The following is a 16,054-nucleotide window of genomic DNA, read 5'->3' on the forward strand; positions in this document are numbered from 1 at the left end:
AATTGGTTATTACGTAATTAATAGCATTTAATTATTCAGTAACAACTTCTGTGTTTGTAACTTGAAGATACTGCCCACGACTTGCTAAGAAAGTCGCGATTTGTAATTGCATTTCTGTTGTTGCTGCTGCACTTTCTTCAGCAGTAGCACCTGAATCTTCTGTCGCTGCAGGTGATAATACAGAGCTGTGATGGCCTTTTGTGAATTTAACCACATAGCTCATTGCATCAGCAGTCGGGCCTTGAGTTTCTGCAATAGTTGATAAGCCCATTAGGTTAGCAAGAGGTAAGCTACCAGCAATTGGGTTGCTCGCCACCATTGGTGGAATAACCATATCAGCATTGTTGTTAGCACCATCGCCAACCACTACACTCATGTACACTGGCGTGCCAAGCGCTGCAACAGAGGCTGCATAATTTGACGGGTCGCCACTATCAAGTGCTGTTTGTGCAGCAAAAGCAAATTGAGTAACCACACTTTGAATGTTTGCTAGCTTTTCTGTTTCGCCTGCCACTGTTAGTGAACCAACGTACTCTTTATAAGCACATGTGACAAATTTAGTTTGGTCTGGTAATAGCACGCCACAATTTGATAACGCTTCATTTTGAGCATAAGCACCAAACTCAGCAGATTCAGCTGTACCGGCTGCAAGTAATACAGAGCCTTGAACAAATGGGCCAAATGTATTTGACTCAATTAAGAAACTTGCGATACCACCGCCGCCACTGGCAAGTGCTACGCTTTTAACGTTGAACATTGGATCAACTTGGTCAGCTAGCGGTGCATTAGTAACAGCAACAAAGGCAGGGGCAACCACCGAGCCTAACGAATGACCTAGGAAAGATACGTCCTGTGAGTTTAGATCTGTTGCTGTTCTTAGGCCTAAACGTAAACCAAGTAAATCAGCAACTGATTGACGTAAGCTATCACGGGCTACTAATAATGACTGTAAGTTCATATAGCTTAATACAGAACCAGTAGAGGCATTAAAGTCGTCAGTACCGTCGCCATCTACATCTACACCACGCTCACCATGCATAGGATGATCGATTGCAGCTGTTGCAAAGCCTTGCAGTGTTAATTGTGCAGTAATGGCTAACATATCTTCTTTTTTAGAAGTAATGCCGTGCTGAAGGATAACAACTGGCCAGCCTGTCTCAGGTATGCTCAATGCGTCTAAGCCGAGCTGAGCTCGCACTGCATTAATTACAGGTAAAATTGGTTTAGTAATTTGTACTGGCACATTAGCAATACTTTGTGTTTTTGGAATTGTGTTGTACTTAGTTAAGTGTTTAGTTTGGTCTAAACCTAAATCACGTAACTTGCCTTCACTTAACGCCATACACAGGCCATCAGTTTCGCTAATAGGATCTGTTGGGAATGAATCACCCGCTGCGGCTGCATAACCTAGTACCGCAACACCGCTATCACATAAACCTTGCCAGTAAGTCGCAGATAAATCATCAACCGTTGTGCCAGTTGGTGTAGCTAAATACATAGGTAACATTACGCTACCTTTTTGATACTGCACACCACCAAACACAGGTGACACACCAGTAATACCTTGTGATGCAAATACTTGCTCAACGGTAATAACGGGTTGATCAGGAATTTGCACCATAGGCGTCGGTAGTGCATCTTGGGTTAAACTTGCAGCAAGAAGCTGCTTAACTGTTCCAAGCACTTGACCTGCTGATTGCATTGTCATCGCTGCTGAGTAAATGATTTCATCTTTTGTGATTGCACCACCTGATGTCACTGCGTTTTCATAGCTATTGATAACCGCTTGAAGTGACTTTTGTGAGTCGGTAATAAGTGTTGCTTCTTCGCTCACGAGTGCATAAGTTGAAGAAGGCTCAATTGAGCGCCCTTCTGAGTCCATTAATGACGTTGTCAAAACATTAATGTAAGTGCTGCCAGCTTTAAATGGCTTAAGTGGGATCACAGCAACCGCATCACCAGAACCTTGTGTGATAAAGTCAACACCGAAAGTAAGTTCAGACACTAATTTACAAGCGATACCAGCTGGTACTTGTGAACAGGTTTCGTCTGTTTGGCTTGCACCCATAACAACTTCAAAAATACGCACAGCGCCTGGTGAAGCAGCAGATGTCATATCAAGAGAGATACCCGAAGGAAAAGTTAAGTCAATTTTAAACGGAGTTTGCGTAGACCAACCATCAAGCGCACCAAGTGCAAGTTGTGGATCAGCATAGGCCGCACGGTCAACACTAACATTGTCGTCGTCTAATTCACCCGGCATATTTAAAGTACCATCAAGCGTACCACTCATAAGTAAATCATTCGGCACTGAGATAACACTATTCGCTGGGTCAAATTTTACTGTCGCGGTTGGGAGAACAGGAGGATTATCATTTTTTACATCTTCTAATGTTTCTCCTCCACCACAGCCAGTAATGGCTGACGCAATGGCTAGTGAGAGTAGCAGTTTTTTCATAATTTCGCTCCGCGCAAATCTTATTGTTATTGTGTGTTCAAAGTTAAAAGTAGTGGTTCTACTACCTTCATTCTAAGTTAATTTAATGTAATTAGGTTATTAATGAGACATTAGACCAGTTAAACTTAACGTAAAGTTTCAATTTTCGCCACCTTAATTTGCAATAAATTCGATAACTTGGCTTTTTGCTATGGTAAAATAGCAAAAAACTCAATCGATGGTACGTTTATGCATACTTATGAAGCCGCAGAGAATGCGCTAAAAGACAAAGTAATTTTAATAACAGGTGCTGGTGACGGCATTGGTCGTGTTGCCGCACTAACTTATGCTAAGCATGGTGCCACTGTTATTTTACTTGGAAAAACAACCAATAAGCTTGAATGTGTTTACGATGAAATTGTAAACGCTGGCTATCCACAACCGGCTATTGTGCCAATGGATTTAAAAGGTGCCACAAAGCAAAACTACCGTGACTTAGCTGCAACCATCGAAATGCAGTTCGGTAAGTTAGACGGCTTACTTAATAATGCAGGTATTTTAGGTTCATTAGGTCCACTTGAGCACTTCTGTGTATCAACATTTGAAAACATCATGAAAGTGAATGTAACTGCACAAGCTATGATCACTAAATTTATGTTCCCTCTGCTTCGAAAATCTGACAGTGCATCTGTTATTTTTACTTCATCTGGGGTGGGTCGCCAAGGCCGCGAACACTGGGGTGCGTATGCTATCTCAAAGTTTGCTGTAGAGGGCATGATGCAAACGTGGGCTTGTGAAGTGGGTAAAACCAATATTCGCGTAAACTGTATCAATCCTGGCGCTACCCGCACATCAATGCGTGCATCTGCATACCCTGGTGAAGATAGGGATAAGTTAGCAACACCCGAAGATTTAATGCCAACTTATTTATACTTGATGAGCGACGACTCTAAAGAAGTGAATGGTCAGTCTTTAGATGCTCAGCAAAAATAAGCCCGAAACTAATATCTAGACACAAAAAAAGCAGCTTTCGCTGCTTTTTTAATTTTTCGATTAAATAAAGCGTTTGATAATAAAATCAACTTTTACACGTTTAGCCTGCCCCAATAGCTTTTTAACCGGCGCAGGATAGTCATTCATCGTTTCTAAGTCTTGTGGGCCTGTTAAACGTCGACAGTGCTTTAATATAGCTTGTTTTTCGTTTTCTATTTGTTCAAGGATATGCTGCTTAGGGTCGTCAATTAAAATACCATTTTCGATATCTAAGCCCCATGCACGTGGATTTAAATTATGCCCACTTAATAAATGTAAGCTCTTATCTGAGCAAATCCCTTTTAAGTGAAAAGAATTACTTTCATGCTTCCAAAGGTAAACATTCAAATTACCATTACTGATGTGGCGTTTTTGTGACTTTAAAAACTTATACAAAATGGTTTCGTATAAATAAGGTAATGCACCAATCTTACTAAACGGCTCACTTGGCGGCAGATAAAAGTCATTGGCAGTTTTATCCCCTACCACAATAGTTACCTGCTTACCTTGCTTTAATAAACGGCGTAATGAACGCATTAATGGCGCAGGAAAGTTAAAGTAAGGGGTATAAAGAACGAGCTCTTGCTCAGTGGTATCGAATAACGATTTAATTAAACGGTTCAGCTTATTACTTCTACGCCCTAAACCTAAAAATAAACGCACACCCAACTCACCGGCACTGGCTTCTGCAGCGCTTTCGTAACTTGCAGATTTAAGTTCACGCATCAATTGCTTTTGCGCGACTTTAATATCATTAAATTGTATCAGTGGGCGCATATCAATTCGCGGCACGGCAACTGAGCTTAACAGATGTGTTTCTATAAATTCGATGACCGAATTACATAATCCAGCTTGGTGAACTAAGAAGTAACGGTCTAAACGATAACGGTCATCTTGCTGAAGATATACATTATTTAAGCTTGCGCCGCTGTATAATAATGTGTCGTCAATCACAAAACCTTTTAAATGCAGTACCCCGAAAAGCTCTTTGGCTTTTACCGGAACACCATGTACTTTCACATTTGATTGATACTGCTCTTGAAAATCACAATACATGCTGGCATTGCCATCAGACTTAGCTGCACCAATTAAACCACGTTGAGCTCGGTGAAAATCAACGAGTACTTTTACTTCTAACTCAGGATTAGCAAGTGATGCCTGATGTAAGGCAGTCAATATTTCTCGTCCTGCTTCATCATCTTGCAAATACAAAGCAGTAATATAAATTCTTTTTTTCGCTGAACCAATTAAACGCAATAGTTCAGTGCGATACTCTTTTGCATTGGTTAAGACCTGTACGTCTTCTGTAGTCAGCCCAAAAGCGGGCTTTTCCTGCCAAAATACCATAATTGCCTGTTAGTTTAGTTAGCTCATACCAAGAGCTAATATCAAAATTAGCTAAAACATACCAAAAAAATATTGCTTGGTCATGAATTACCGTACTTTGATCACAGAACAATTTGTAATTAGCCTGTTTTATGAGCAAAAAGAGTTATTTAAATTATAATAAGTAAGGATTATTTGACAGCTTAGCGATTTGACTAAAAAAATAATCAGGGCTTTTGTTTACATCCGCCTTGTTTTTCTTAGAATCGGGCGCATAGACATCGTATTGAAACGTTTTTAGGAAAAACCATGAGTGACGCAAAACACTGTAAACTATTAATCTTAGGTTCTGGCCCAGCTGGTTACACGGCAGCGGTATACGCAGCACGTGCCAACCTTAACCCTGTTCTTATCACTGGTATTCAGCAAGGTGGTCAATTAACGACAACCACTGAAGTTGAAAACTGGCCTGGCGATGCACACGGTTTAACAGGTCCTGCATTAATGGACCGTATGAAAGAGCATGCTGAACGTTTCGAAACTGAAATTGTTTTTGATCACATTAATAAAGTTGATGTTTCAAAGCGCCCTTTCACTTTAACTGGTGACTCAGGCACATATACGTGTGATGCATTAATTATCGCAACAGGCGCGTCGGCTAAATACTTAGGTTTAGAATCAGAGACTAACTTCCAAGGTCGTGGTGTTTCTGCTTGTGCAACCTGTGATGGTTTCTTCTACCGTGGTCAAAAAGTAGCGGTTGTAGGCGGTGGTAACACTGCTGTTGAAGAAGCACTTTACTTATCAAATATCGCTGATGAAGTTCACGTTATCCACCGTCGTGACAGCTTCCGCAGTGAGAAAATCTTAGCAGATCGTTTAAAAGAAAAAGCTGAAAACGGTAACGTTGTTTTACATTACAATCGCACTTTGGATGAAGTACTTGGTGATGAAATGGGCGTAACTGGCATCCGTATTAAAGCAACTGATTCTGAAGAAACAGAAAACTTAGATCTTGCCGGTGTATTCATTGCAATTGGCCACAAGCCAAACACTGACATGTTTGAAGGTCAGCTAGAAATGAAAGACGGCTATTTAGTTGTTCAATCTGGTTTAAACGGTAACGCAACACAAACAAGTGTACCAGGTGTATTTGCTGCAGGTGACGTGTCTGATCACATTTATCGCCAAGCAATCACATCAGCAGGTACTGGCTGTATGGCTGCACTTGATGCTGAACGCTTTTTAGATAACCTATAAGTTAATTGATCTAAAGCACTAAATACTGGGGGCTGTTGTAAAACAGCCCCTTTTTTATAGCTAAAATTTTGTTAAAATCAGAACAAAGAACAACGACAAGCTGATATGATCAAGCAACTGTACCAACTCTCGCCCGAGACTGTTGATTTTCCAGACCCAGAACTCGCTCTTGATGAGCCCGATGGCCTGCTAGCAATTGGCGGTGATTTATCAGTTGAACGCATTAAAAATGCCTATAACACAGGTGTTTTTCCTTGGTTTAGTGACTATGAGCCCATCATGTGGTGGTCACCTAGCATGCGCGGCGTTATTGAGCTAAATGAATTTCATGTCAGCCGCAGTTTAAAAAAGCATTTAAAGCGTTTTCCTGTGCGTGTCACCATTAATCACGCATTTGCCCATGTTATCAATGCTTGCCGTGAGCAACGTATCGATGCTGAAGGTACCTGGATCACAGAGCAAATGATGCATGCCTATATTGAAGCGCACCATCAGGGGTTAGCACACAGTCTTGAGATTTGGCATGAAGATGAACTGGTAGCTGGCCTCTATGGCATTATGCAAAACGGTATTTTTTGTGGTGAATCAATGTTCCATCAAGTCAGTAATGGTTCGAAACTGGCGATGTGGGCATTAGTTAATTGGCTTAACAAACATCAAGCCCATTTTATTGATTGCCAACTAGAAAACCCTTATTTAATCACTTTAGGTGCAAAAGTTATCCCACGCGAGGAATTTTTAACTAGACTTAAATTAGCACACAGTTATGTGCCTAAAAAAGATATGTGGCAACCACAAGAGTTGATTAATATTTATGACTGAGCACTTACCCGCTAGGCTTGGTTTAAGCCAGCAATTTGATTGCAGTTATTTACCCGACCGTCAGGAACAACTACTTGTTATACTTGATCCGAGTTGTTATTGCCCTGATAAATTTGAACAATTATTAGCATTAGGCTTTAGACGCAGTGGCGACCAAATCTATCGTCCACATTGCCCTATTTGTAATGCCTGTAATTCAGTGCGCGTTTTAGCCCAACAATTTACTCCTTCAAAATCGCAAAAGCGCAAATTAAATAAAGCAAATAAGGTTTTCACGGTCAGTTATAGTGAGTACGAACGCGCAGAATACTACCCGTTATATTGCAAATACATCACGCAAAGACATCAAGATGGTTCAATGTTTCCGCCTGACCAAAGTCAGTACGAAAGCTTTTTGTTTTGCCAGTGGCTACCCGTTACATTTATAGAGTTAAGAGATGGCGATAAGTTAGTTGCCGTTGCGGTAACCGACTGTATGACCAATGCCCTATCAGCGATTTATACCTTTTTTGATCCCGACTATGAGCAATACAGTATCGGTAGCATCATGATCATGGAACAAATTAAATTTGCAAAACAACAAGCAAAACAATTTGTCTATTTAGGCTACCAAATCGACGAATGCACTAAAATGAAATATAAAACCCAATTTTTGCCTGCACAAAAGCACATTGGCGACGAGTGGTTGGCGATTTAATTTACAAAATTGAGCCCTGTAGCTTTACTTATTGCTGTATTTTCGGCAAAATCTGCAGCGTTTAACTATTAAAGAGGTGTTACGCTAAACATGGCGAAAGAAGACGTAATCGAAATGCAAGGTACGGTCCTTGATACTTTACCAAATACAATGTTCCGAGTTGAGCTAGAAAATGGTCACGTTGTTGTGGCTCATATCTCTGGTAAAATGCGCAAAAACTACATCCGCATCTTAACTGGTGACAAAGTAACCGTAGAAATGACTCCTTACGATTTATCGAAAGGTCGCATCGTATTCCGTGCTCGCTAAGTTAGTGCGTTAACGAGAGATTTAGCTTTTTGCTGCTTTGAATGAGCAGGTGTGTTTATTACAAAGAGCTAAAAGCGTTTGTTAAATGGTGTTCAAACTAACTTAGTTTTAATTCCATTTAATAAACAAAAAGCCCAGCAATTGCTGGGCTTTTTGTTTCAGCTTGATAAATTAAGCCGTTTCTAAGCTAGTCTCAAAATCAAAGTGGATTTTCTTGTCCTTAACCGAAACCTTGACTGAACCACCATCGGCTAGCTCACCAAACAAGATTGCATTTGCCAGCGGCTTTTTAAGCTCATCTTGGATAACACGTGCCATCGGACGTGCCCCCATTGCTTTATCGTAGCCTTTATCTGCCAACCACTCTCTTGCTTTGGATGTAAGCTCAAGATTAACCGACTTCTTATCAAGTTGCGCTTGTAACTCAACAATGAACTTATCAACCACTTGCAAGATAATCTCTTTCTCAAGGTGATTAAACCAAATGATGTTATCTAAACGGTTTCTAAACTCAGGTGAAAACACTTTGTTGATTTCACTCATCGCATCATGAGAATGGTCTTGCTCAGTAAAGCCAATTGACTTACGTACAGTCTCTTGAACACCCGCATTCGTCGTCATCACCAATACTACATTTCTGAAATCGGCTTTACGACCGTTATTATCAGTAAGTGTACCGTGATCCATTACTTGCAGTAGAATGTTGTAAATATCTGAATGTGCTTTTTCAATTTCGTCTAGTAGTACAACTGCATGCGGATTTTTAATTACCGCTTCAGTTAATAAACCTCCTTGCTCAAAACCTACATAGCCAGGAGGTGCACCAATTAGACGACTGACCGCATGACGTTCAACATATTCAGACATATCAAAACGAATAAACTCAACACCCATACACTTAGCAAGCTGCTTAGTAACTTCTGTTTTACCAACTCCTGTTGGGCCTGCAAATAAGAACGAACCCACTGGTTTATCTTCGTTAGCAAGACCTGAGCGTGATAAGCGAATTGCTGAAGTCAACGCATCGATTGATTGGTCTTGACCAAACACTAGCATCTTCAGGTTACGATCAAGGTTTTTAAGTGTTTCTTTATCGCTTGACGAAACGCTTTGCTGAGGGATACGCGCCATCTTAGATACAATTAGCTCGATATCAGCCACGCCAATTGTTTTCTTACGTTTAGAAACTGGCTGTAAACGTTGATTAGCACCAGCCTCATCAATCACATCAATAGCCTTGTCTGGTAAGTGACGTTCATTTATGTATTTAGCACTAAGTTCTGCAGCTGCTTTCAATGCTTTTTGTGTGTAACGAATACCATGGTGCTCTTCGTAACGCTCTTTTAAGCCGTTAAGAATCTTCGTGGTATCAGCCACACTTGGTTCAAGCACATCAATTTTTTGGAAACGACGTACTAGCGCACGGTCTTTTTCAAAGATATTCTTGAACTCATTATAAGTAGTCGAGCCCATGCAGCGCAGTTTACCACTTGAAAGTAGCGGTTTGATTAGGTTCGATGCATCCATTACCCCGCCCGATGCTGCACCGGCGCCAATGATGGTATGAATTTCATCAATAAATAAAATTGAACCTGGTTTAGCCTGTAACTCTTTAAGTAGCGATTTGAAACGTTTTTCGAAGTCGCCACGGTATTTAGTACCCGCTAATAACGCGCCCATGTCGAGTGAGTAGACCACTGCATCGGCAATCACTTCAGGTACTTCTTTGTTTACAATACGATAAGCTAGGCCTTCAGCTATGGCTGTTTTACCCACCCCTGCTTCACCAACCAATAGCGGGTTATTTTTCTTACGACGACATAACACTTGTACAGTGCGTTCAACTTCGTTGTCGCGGCCCACTAATGGGTCAATATTGCCATCAATGGCCTGTTGATTCAGGTTGGTCGTGAAGTTTTCAAGCTTAGTTGGCTCTTCACCTTGCACTTCTTGCACTTCTTCATGAATGTCGTCGTGATCTTCACCGCCAATGTCGTCATCTGTTTTAGAAATACCATGCGAAATAAAGTTAACAATATCCAAACGATTAACATCTGATTTTTTAAGTAAATAAACTGCTTGGCTCTCTTGTTCAGAAAAAATTGCCACTAGCACATTCACGCCAGTAACTTCGTTTTTGCCTGATGACTGCACGTGAAAAACAGCGCGCTGTAATACACGCTGAAAACCTAACGTCGGTTGTGTTTCTCTGTCTTCCTCAAGATCAGGAATAACCGGTGTTGTTTCGTCAATAAAATCTGATAATTCGACTTTTAATGCGCCCATATCTACGCCGCAGGCGTTAAGCGCTTCCCCAGCAGAAGGGTTATCGAGCAGTGCAAGTAAAAGATGCTCGACGGTCATAAATTCATGACGACGTGTTCTCGCTTCGCGAAACGCCGCATTTAAGGTTAGTTCTAAGTCTTTGTTTAGCATTGGCAACCCCTTACTGAGATAATATTTATATACCGTTGTGACGGGCTAATTAGTTCACCCTACCTTGGTATTTATTCCTGCTCACAACTACATAGCAGTGGATGCTCGTTGTCTCGTGCGTAACGATTAACTTGTTCAGCTTTGGTATGAGCTACATCAGCGCTGTAAACACCGCATATCGCTTTACCATTATGATGAACTTGAAGCATCACATCTGTTGCTCTATCGCTATCCATATTAAAAAACGTCATTAGTACTTCTATCACAAAGTCCATAGGCGTGTAATCATCATTATTTAAAATGACCTTATATTTTCGCGGTGGTTGCAATTTTTGCTTTTCACTATCGCGAACCGTTTCAATAACACCAGAATCTTTCATGCCACTCATAATTAAATATAGTCTTGTCTTTAGAACTCAAGCAAACTTGAATAAAAAAATAAATAAATTGTTAAAAAATAGTCTAAAACACTTGACTGACTGGCTAAATAAACTACAGTCAAATATAGATTGATTAATCATTAGTCAGTCTAGCAAATTACACGGTTTAGAATAACTAAATTAGTCAACTTATAGAAGGATGTAGAAGTATGGCTTGTGGAAAAGTCAAATGGTTCAACAATGCCAAAGGTTTTGGCTTCATCGTAGAAGACGGCAGCGAGACTGATATCTTCGCTCATTACTCAACGATTGTAATGGACGGTTATAAAACACTTAAAGCTGGTCAAGATGTAACATTCGAATTGCAACAAGGTCCAAAAGGGTTACACGCAACGAATATTGCGCCTAACGATGAAATCTCTTAGGTAAAACCTATTCGAGTATCAAGCGAGCGACCTTGTTAAGTTCCTCGCTTACTCTTCCACTAAAATTTATCCTTACACTTACCTTGAAATTCCATTTGTTTACCCCAATTGATTAATTGTTATTAGCCCTTTAGAGCCAAGCTTGTTACACTCTTGTTGCTTAAATTTAGCTTTTTCGTCATTTTGACGTAAGGCTTTTGGCTAATTCCATGATTTGCTTATTTGAGCTATAAGAATTTTACAGTCTGTCAGCTGTGGTTATTTTAATACTTTGTATTGAGTGGCAACAGCTAACAGACTGCTTGCTGTTGTTTTATCAAGGTACCTAAAGCTTGGTAATTCAAAGCTATCTATTGCATTGTTGAATATGGCTAATTAAGGGTTACTGTTAGCAGTCATTACCAAACATTACGCCAACTATCTAGGAATGATGATGACATCAAAAATTATCTATACTAAAACAGATGAAGCGCCAGCTCTTGCGACGTATTCATTGTTACCAATCATCCAAGCGTATACAAACGCTGCTGGTGTTGAAGTTGAAACTCGCGATATTTCATTAGCGGGTCGTGTAATTGCAAACTTCCCTGAGTACTTAACTGAAGATCAACGTATTGATGATGCACTTGCAGAATTAGGTGAAATGGCTAAAACACCTGAAGCTAACATTATCAAACTACCTAATATCAGTGCTTCTATCCCTCAGCTACGTGCAGTAATCAAAGAGTTACAAGAAAAAGGTTACGCATTACCTGACTACCCTTCAGAGCCAAAAACTGATGAAGAAAAGAAAGTTAAAGCAACTTACGACAAAATCAAAGGTTCTGCTGTAAACCCGGTACTTCGTGAAGGTAACTCAGACCGTCGTGCTCCAGGTTCAGTAAAAGAGTACGCACGTAACAATCCACACTCAATGGGCGCATGGAGCAAAGATTCAAAGTCTTACGTTGCTAGCATGGAAGACGGTGACTTCTTCGGTTCAGAGCAATCAGTCACTGTTGCACAAGCAACTGACGTACGTATCGAGCATGTTGCTGAAAATGGTGATATCACAGTTCTTAAAGCAAGCACACCATTACTAGCAGGTGAAGTAATTGACGCTTCGCGTATGAGTGCTGCTAAGCTTCAAGCTTTCCTTGCAAAAGAAATTCAAGCAGCAAAAGACAAAGGCGTGTTGTTCTCATTACATATGAAAGCAACGATGATGAAAGTGTCTGACCCAATCATCTTCGGTCACGCTGTAAAAGTTTTCTTCAAAGACGTTTTCACAAAACACGCTGATCTTTTCAAAGAGCTAGATGTTGACGTAAACAACGGCTTTGGTGATGTATTCTCAAAAATTGAAAGCCTAGATGCAGCTAAAAAAGCTGAAATCGAAGCGGATATCCAAGCGGTATACGACAACAACCCTGCTATTGCAATGGTTGATTCTGACCGTGGTATCACGAACCTTCACGTACCAAGTGATGTGATCATCGATGCATCAATGCCTGCTGCAATCCGTTCTAGCGGCCAAATGTGGAATAGCGAAGGTAAATTACAAGACACTAGCTTTGTCATTCCAGATCGTTGTTACTCAGGTGTTTACCAAGCAACTATCGATTTCTGTAAAGAAAACGGTGCATTTGATCCAACTACTATGGGTAGCGTACCTAACGTTGGTCTTATGGCTCAAAAAGCTGAAGAGTATGGTTCACACGACAAAACGTTCGAAGTAGCAGCAGCTGGTACAATCCGTGTTGTAGACACAGCTGGTACAACTTTACTTGAGAATGCTGTTGAGCAAGGCGATATCTGGCGTATGTGTCAGGTTAAAGATGCACCAATTCAAGATTGGGTTAAACTTGCTGTTAACCGTGCTCGCGCAACGAGCACGCCAGCAGTTTTCTGGTTAGACGAAAACCGTGCTCACGATGCTGAGTTAATCAAAAAAGTAAACGCGTATCTGCCAAACCACGATACTGATGGTCTTGAAATCCACATTTTAGCACCTGTTGAAGCAACTAAATTCTCTTTAGAGCGCATCAAAGAAGGTAAAGACACTATTTCAGTAACTGGTAACGTACTACGTGACTACCTAACTGATTTATTCCCAATCCTTGAGCTTGGTACAAGTGCTAAAATGCTTTCAATCGTACCACTTATGAATGGTGGTGGTTTATTCGAAACAGGTGCCGGTGGTTCTGCGCCTAAGCACGTTCAACAATTCGAAAAAGAAAACCACTTACGTTGGGATTCATTAGGTGAATTCTTAGCACTAGCAGCTTCTTTAGAGCACTTAGCAGTTAATGCTGGTAATAAGAAAGCGCAAGTACTTGCTGATACGCTTGATAAAGCGACAGGTACTTTCCTAGCGGAAAACAAATCACCTTCACGTAAAGTGAAAGAGATTGATAACCGTGGTTCGCACTTCTTCCTTTCATTATTCTGGGCACAAGAACTTGCTGCGCAAAATGATGACGCGGAATTAAAAGCACAGTTCACGCAAATTGCTGCTGATCTTGAGTCTCAAAAAGACCAAATCGTTGCTGAATTAAACGATGCACAAGGTCCTGCTATGAGTGTTGGTGGTTACTTCCAACCAAATGATGAGTTAGCATTCAAAGCGATGCGCCCAAGCTCTACATTTAATGATATATTAGCAAAGTTAGTTTAATCTCAAACTAAGCTTACGAAAAAGGGTTATAAATTTGATAACCCTTTTTTATTGGACTCTGATCGCCAGCCATTTAGTGAGGTTAATTAGAAAAAACATTACATAAATAAGTGCTCTTTTGCTGAAATAATAGCTTGTTCTATGGCTGTATTTTTAACAGGTTTAGAAACAAACAAGTCCATACCAGCTCGCTTACATGCAGCCTTATCATCGGCTGAAGTATTAGCTGTCAAAGCAACTATGTAAGTTTTATGTACCGGGCAAATTAGTTCTTCTCTTAAAATACTAGTTGCTTCAATACCATCCATTTCAGGCATTACACAATCCATAAATATTAGATTGTAGTTATTTTGTTTGCACTTATTTATCGCATCAATACCATCGCATGCATAATCAGCAGTTAAACCTAACTTTTCTAAATGGGCTTTTAGAACAAAACGATTAATTTGATTATCATCAACAACAAGTATCGACAATGGCAAGGTTGAAAAGTCAATATTTGCGGCAGTAATAAGGTCAGACGTCTGAGCTACTCCCCTTTTTAAAGTTAATTGAATATCAAAACAACTTCCTTTGCCGTATTCGCTAGTAACTTTAATAGAGCCGCCCATGTAGTCAATAAGTTCCTTAACTATTGCAAGGCCAAGCCCTGTACCACCTTTTTTACGCTCTTTGTTTACTTCTTGTGTAAAGGGAGAGAATAGTGACTTCATAAAAGATTCTGACATGCCGACACCACTATCACTTACCCGCAGATTTAGAAGCACATCATCACCTTGTTGCTGTGCGACAGCGCGCAATTTAATATCACCTTGCTCAGTAAATTTTAATGCGTTGCTTAACAAGTTAGACACTATTTGGGTGATCCGCGTGTTATCACAGTAAGTCCAGCACTTATCACTGATATCAATATCAACTTCAAAATTTAAGTTCTTTTCTTGGTATAGCGGTAAATATAACGAAGCAAGGTCAACAAAAATTGTCTTTAACAAGAAATGACATGGCTCTAGTTTCAGCTCTCCATGGTTAATTTTCGAAAAATCGAGAACTTCATTAATAATATTAAGCAATATATCGGCGCTACGAAGCGCAACTTTCAACTTCTCTTCACGCTTTTGCTCAGATTTCTCATAAAGCAAAGTCGTCAACATGCCAGTTATACCATTCAACGGAGTACGTAATTCATGACTTATTTTTGCAAGTAAAATACTACGATCTTCTAAGGTGCGTTCTGCGTCTGCCTTTTGCTTTTTAAGTTCTTCTCGCAATAATACCGATTTAGTAATATCTTGAAATGTACCTATTAATCTTACGCACTTTCCGTTTTTGAATTCAGGTTCACCAAAAGTGGATACCCATATAGGTTTACCTTTCGCTGTGATCAATTCAATTTCGATATTCCACTGTTTTCCATCTTCAATAGCTTCTTTCACAGCAAGCTCAATGGCATCCCTACTTGGCCCTTTTTTGTAATATTCTATGGCATTATCAAGTAAGGGAGTAAAATCTTCTGGTACCTCATGGATCGCTTTTGTTTGTTTACTCCAATAAAGGCGATTTGATGCAAGATCTAACTCCCATGAACCAATCTTCGCAACTTTCTCAACTTGAGCAAGCATAGAGTTCTTTTTTATTAATTTTTTTGATGCTGAATTTCGTGCAAACTCATTTCCAAGCCATTGCGCAAAAAGCTCAACATAATCATGGGCATCATCATTAAAAGGCGGTGAAGGTTGCGGTGCAGAAAAGTTAAGAGTACCAAAGACTTTATTACCTACAAAAATAGGTGCGCCAATATAAGATTCAAGTTTGAAATTCAGATAACAAGGATGCTCTGCAATAGTACTTTGAGAGGCTTGATGAAAAGATATCGCTTTATTCGCTGTGAGCGTATGGGTGCAATACGTACCCGATAGTTCAAATTGAGTACCAACAGCAATTGCATCATCTGGAGCAATTACGTGTATGACCGTGTAAACATTATTTTCTACACGACTGATTATCGCAAAATCAAGATTAAATACATCTAGACCAAATTTTAGTAACTCAGTTATTTTCTCTGAGAAGTCAGTATTTTGATCAGAAACGATGTTGTGAAATTGGCGCAGAAAGTTCAACCTAGCTCCCTAGTTACACGAATTTTATTTTGCTTTAATAAGCATACCAAGAATTTCAAATAACAACAGTAGTAATCATAATTTATGACTGTATTTAAATTATTTATAATGACTTGCTCCTATTAAAAAAGCCCCTTTAAAAGGGGCTTTTTTGGCT

General features: G+C 40.0%; 12 protein-coding genes. 7 read left to right on the forward strand and 5 right to left on the reverse strand.

Features of this window, described 5'->3' with window-relative positions:
* Positions 1-31 precede the first annotated feature (31 nt).
* Positions 32-2,458: a VolA/Pla-1 family phospholipase gene (locus tag IMPJCBKJ_RS11205; protein ID WP_054551463.1), complete on the reverse strand. Its 2,427-nt coding sequence runs from the start codon at positions 2,456-2,458 to the stop codon at positions 32-34.
* A gap of 228 nt (positions 2,459-2,686) precedes the next feature.
* Between IMPJCBKJ_RS11205 and IMPJCBKJ_RS11210 the strand changes: the two genes are divergently transcribed.
* A complete protein-coding gene (locus IMPJCBKJ_RS11210; RefSeq protein ID WP_054551464.1) occupies positions 2,687-3,430 on the forward strand; it encodes a YciK family oxidoreductase in 744 nt (247 codons plus the stop codon).
* A gap of 60 nt (positions 3,431-3,490) precedes the next feature.
* Here the strand turns inward: IMPJCBKJ_RS11210 and pssA are convergent, their stop codons facing one another.
* Positions 3,491-4,816: a CDP-diacylglycerol--serine O-phosphatidyltransferase gene (gene pssA, locus IMPJCBKJ_RS11215; RefSeq protein ID WP_166340353.1), complete on the reverse strand. Its 1,326-nt coding sequence runs from the start codon at positions 4,814-4,816 to the stop codon at positions 3,491-3,493.
* A gap of 288 nt (positions 4,817-5,104) precedes the next feature.
* Between pssA and trxB the strand changes: the two genes are divergently transcribed.
* The 4 genes from trxB (at position 5,105) to infA (ending at position 7,883) form a co-directional block, all read left to right on the forward strand.
* Positions 5,105-6,055 carry a thioredoxin-disulfide reductase gene (gene trxB, locus IMPJCBKJ_RS11220; protein WP_054551466.1) on the forward strand — a complete coding sequence of 317 codons (951 nt, stop codon included), beginning with the start codon at positions 5,105-5,107 and terminating at the stop codon, positions 6,053-6,055.
* A 105-nt stretch (positions 6,056-6,160) separates the two neighbouring features.
* The gene (aat, locus tag IMPJCBKJ_RS11225; protein ID WP_166340356.1) at positions 6,161-6,877 is read left to right on the forward strand and encodes a leucyl/phenylalanyl-tRNA--protein transferase; all 717 of its coding nucleotides are present in this window, start codon (positions 6,161-6,163) and stop codon (positions 6,875-6,877) included.
* A complete protein-coding gene (locus IMPJCBKJ_RS11230) occupies positions 6,870-7,574 on the forward strand; it encodes an arginyltransferase (protein WP_054551468.1) in 705 nt (234 codons plus the stop codon). The genes aat and IMPJCBKJ_RS11230 overlap by 8 nt, the downstream gene beginning before the upstream one ends.
* 90 nt (positions 7,575-7,664) lie before the next feature.
* Positions 7,665-7,883 carry a translation initiation factor IF-1 gene (gene infA / locus IMPJCBKJ_RS11235; RefSeq protein WP_002962494.1) on the forward strand — a complete coding sequence of 73 codons (219 nt, stop codon included), beginning with the start codon at positions 7,665-7,667 and terminating at the stop codon, positions 7,881-7,883.
* A gap of 171 nt (positions 7,884-8,054) precedes the next feature.
* On the opposite strand, the gene clpA is transcribed toward infA, so the two are convergent.
* Together clpA and clpS are read right to left on the reverse strand one after the other, a co-directional pair.
* Positions 8,055-10,319 carry an ATP-dependent Clp protease ATP-binding subunit ClpA gene (gene clpA / locus IMPJCBKJ_RS11240; RefSeq protein ID WP_054561665.1) on the reverse strand — a complete coding sequence of 755 codons (2,265 nt, stop codon included), beginning with the start codon at positions 10,317-10,319 and terminating at the stop codon, positions 8,055-8,057.
* A 71-nt stretch (positions 10,320-10,390) separates the two neighbouring features.
* Positions 10,391-10,699: an ATP-dependent Clp protease adapter ClpS gene (gene clpS / locus IMPJCBKJ_RS11245; RefSeq protein WP_161804337.1), complete on the reverse strand. Its 309-nt coding sequence runs from the start codon at positions 10,697-10,699 to the stop codon at positions 10,391-10,393.
* A 209-nt stretch (positions 10,700-10,908) separates the two neighbouring features.
* Here clpS and cspD point away from each other — a divergent pair, with 209 nt between their 5' ends.
* Positions 10,909-11,124 carry a cold shock domain-containing protein CspD gene (gene cspD / locus IMPJCBKJ_RS11250; protein ID WP_036968098.1) on the forward strand — a complete coding sequence of 72 codons (216 nt, stop codon included), beginning with the start codon at positions 10,909-10,911 and terminating at the stop codon, positions 11,122-11,124.
* A gap of 433 nt (positions 11,125-11,557) precedes the next feature.
* Positions 11,558-13,780: an NADP-dependent isocitrate dehydrogenase gene (locus tag IMPJCBKJ_RS11255; RefSeq protein ID WP_166340358.1), complete on the forward strand. Its 2,223-nt coding sequence runs from the start codon at positions 11,558-11,560 to the stop codon at positions 13,778-13,780.
* 98 nt (positions 13,781-13,878) lie between these two features.
* Here IMPJCBKJ_RS11255 and IMPJCBKJ_RS11260 read toward each other — a convergent pair whose 3' ends face one another.
* Complete coding sequence (locus IMPJCBKJ_RS11260; RefSeq protein ID WP_138615919.1) at positions 13,879-15,897, reverse strand: ATP-binding protein; 2,019 nt, start codon at positions 15,895-15,897, stop codon at positions 13,879-13,881.
* Positions 15,898-16,054 lie beyond the last annotated feature (157 nt).

The sequence above is a fragment of the Pseudoalteromonas sp. MB47 genome, from assembly GCF_011319765.1.
Taxonomy (GTDB): Bacteria; Pseudomonadota; Gammaproteobacteria; order Enterobacterales; family Alteromonadaceae; genus Pseudoalteromonas; species Pseudoalteromonas simplex.

Coding starts and splice junctions, on each gene's coding strand:
- IMPJCBKJ_RS11205 (WP_054551463.1), bottom strand. CDS start 2,458: ATGAAAAAACTGCTACTCTCACTAGCCATTGCGTCAGCCATTACTGGC.
- IMPJCBKJ_RS11210 (WP_054551464.1), top strand. CDS start 2,687: ATGCATACTTATGAAGCCGCAGAGAATGCGCTAAAAGACAAAGTAATT.
- pssA (WP_166340353.1), bottom strand. CDS start 4,816: ATGGTATTTTGGCAGGAAAAGCCCGCTTTTGGGCTGACTACAGAAGAC.
- trxB (WP_054551466.1), top strand. CDS start 5,105: ATGAGTGACGCAAAACACTGTAAACTATTAATCTTAGGTTCTGGCCCA.
- aat (WP_166340356.1), top strand. CDS start 6,161: ATGATCAAGCAACTGTACCAACTCTCGCCCGAGACTGTTGATTTTCCA.
- IMPJCBKJ_RS11230 (WP_054551468.1), top strand. CDS start 6,870: ATGACTGAGCACTTACCCGCTAGGCTTGGTTTAAGCCAGCAATTTGAT.
- infA (WP_002962494.1), top strand. CDS start 7,665: ATGGCGAAAGAAGACGTAATCGAAATGCAAGGTACGGTCCTTGATACT.
- clpA (WP_054561665.1), bottom strand. CDS start 10,319: ATGCTAAACAAAGACTTAGAACTAACCTTAAATGCGGCGTTTCGCGAA.
- clpS (WP_161804337.1), bottom strand. CDS start 10,699: ATGAAAGATTCTGGTGTTATTGAAACGGTTCGCGATAGTGAAAAGCAA.
- cspD (WP_036968098.1), top strand. CDS start 10,909: ATGGCTTGTGGAAAAGTCAAATGGTTCAACAATGCCAAAGGTTTTGGC.
- IMPJCBKJ_RS11255 (WP_166340358.1), top strand. CDS start 11,558: ATGACATCAAAAATTATCTATACTAAAACAGATGAAGCGCCAGCTCTT.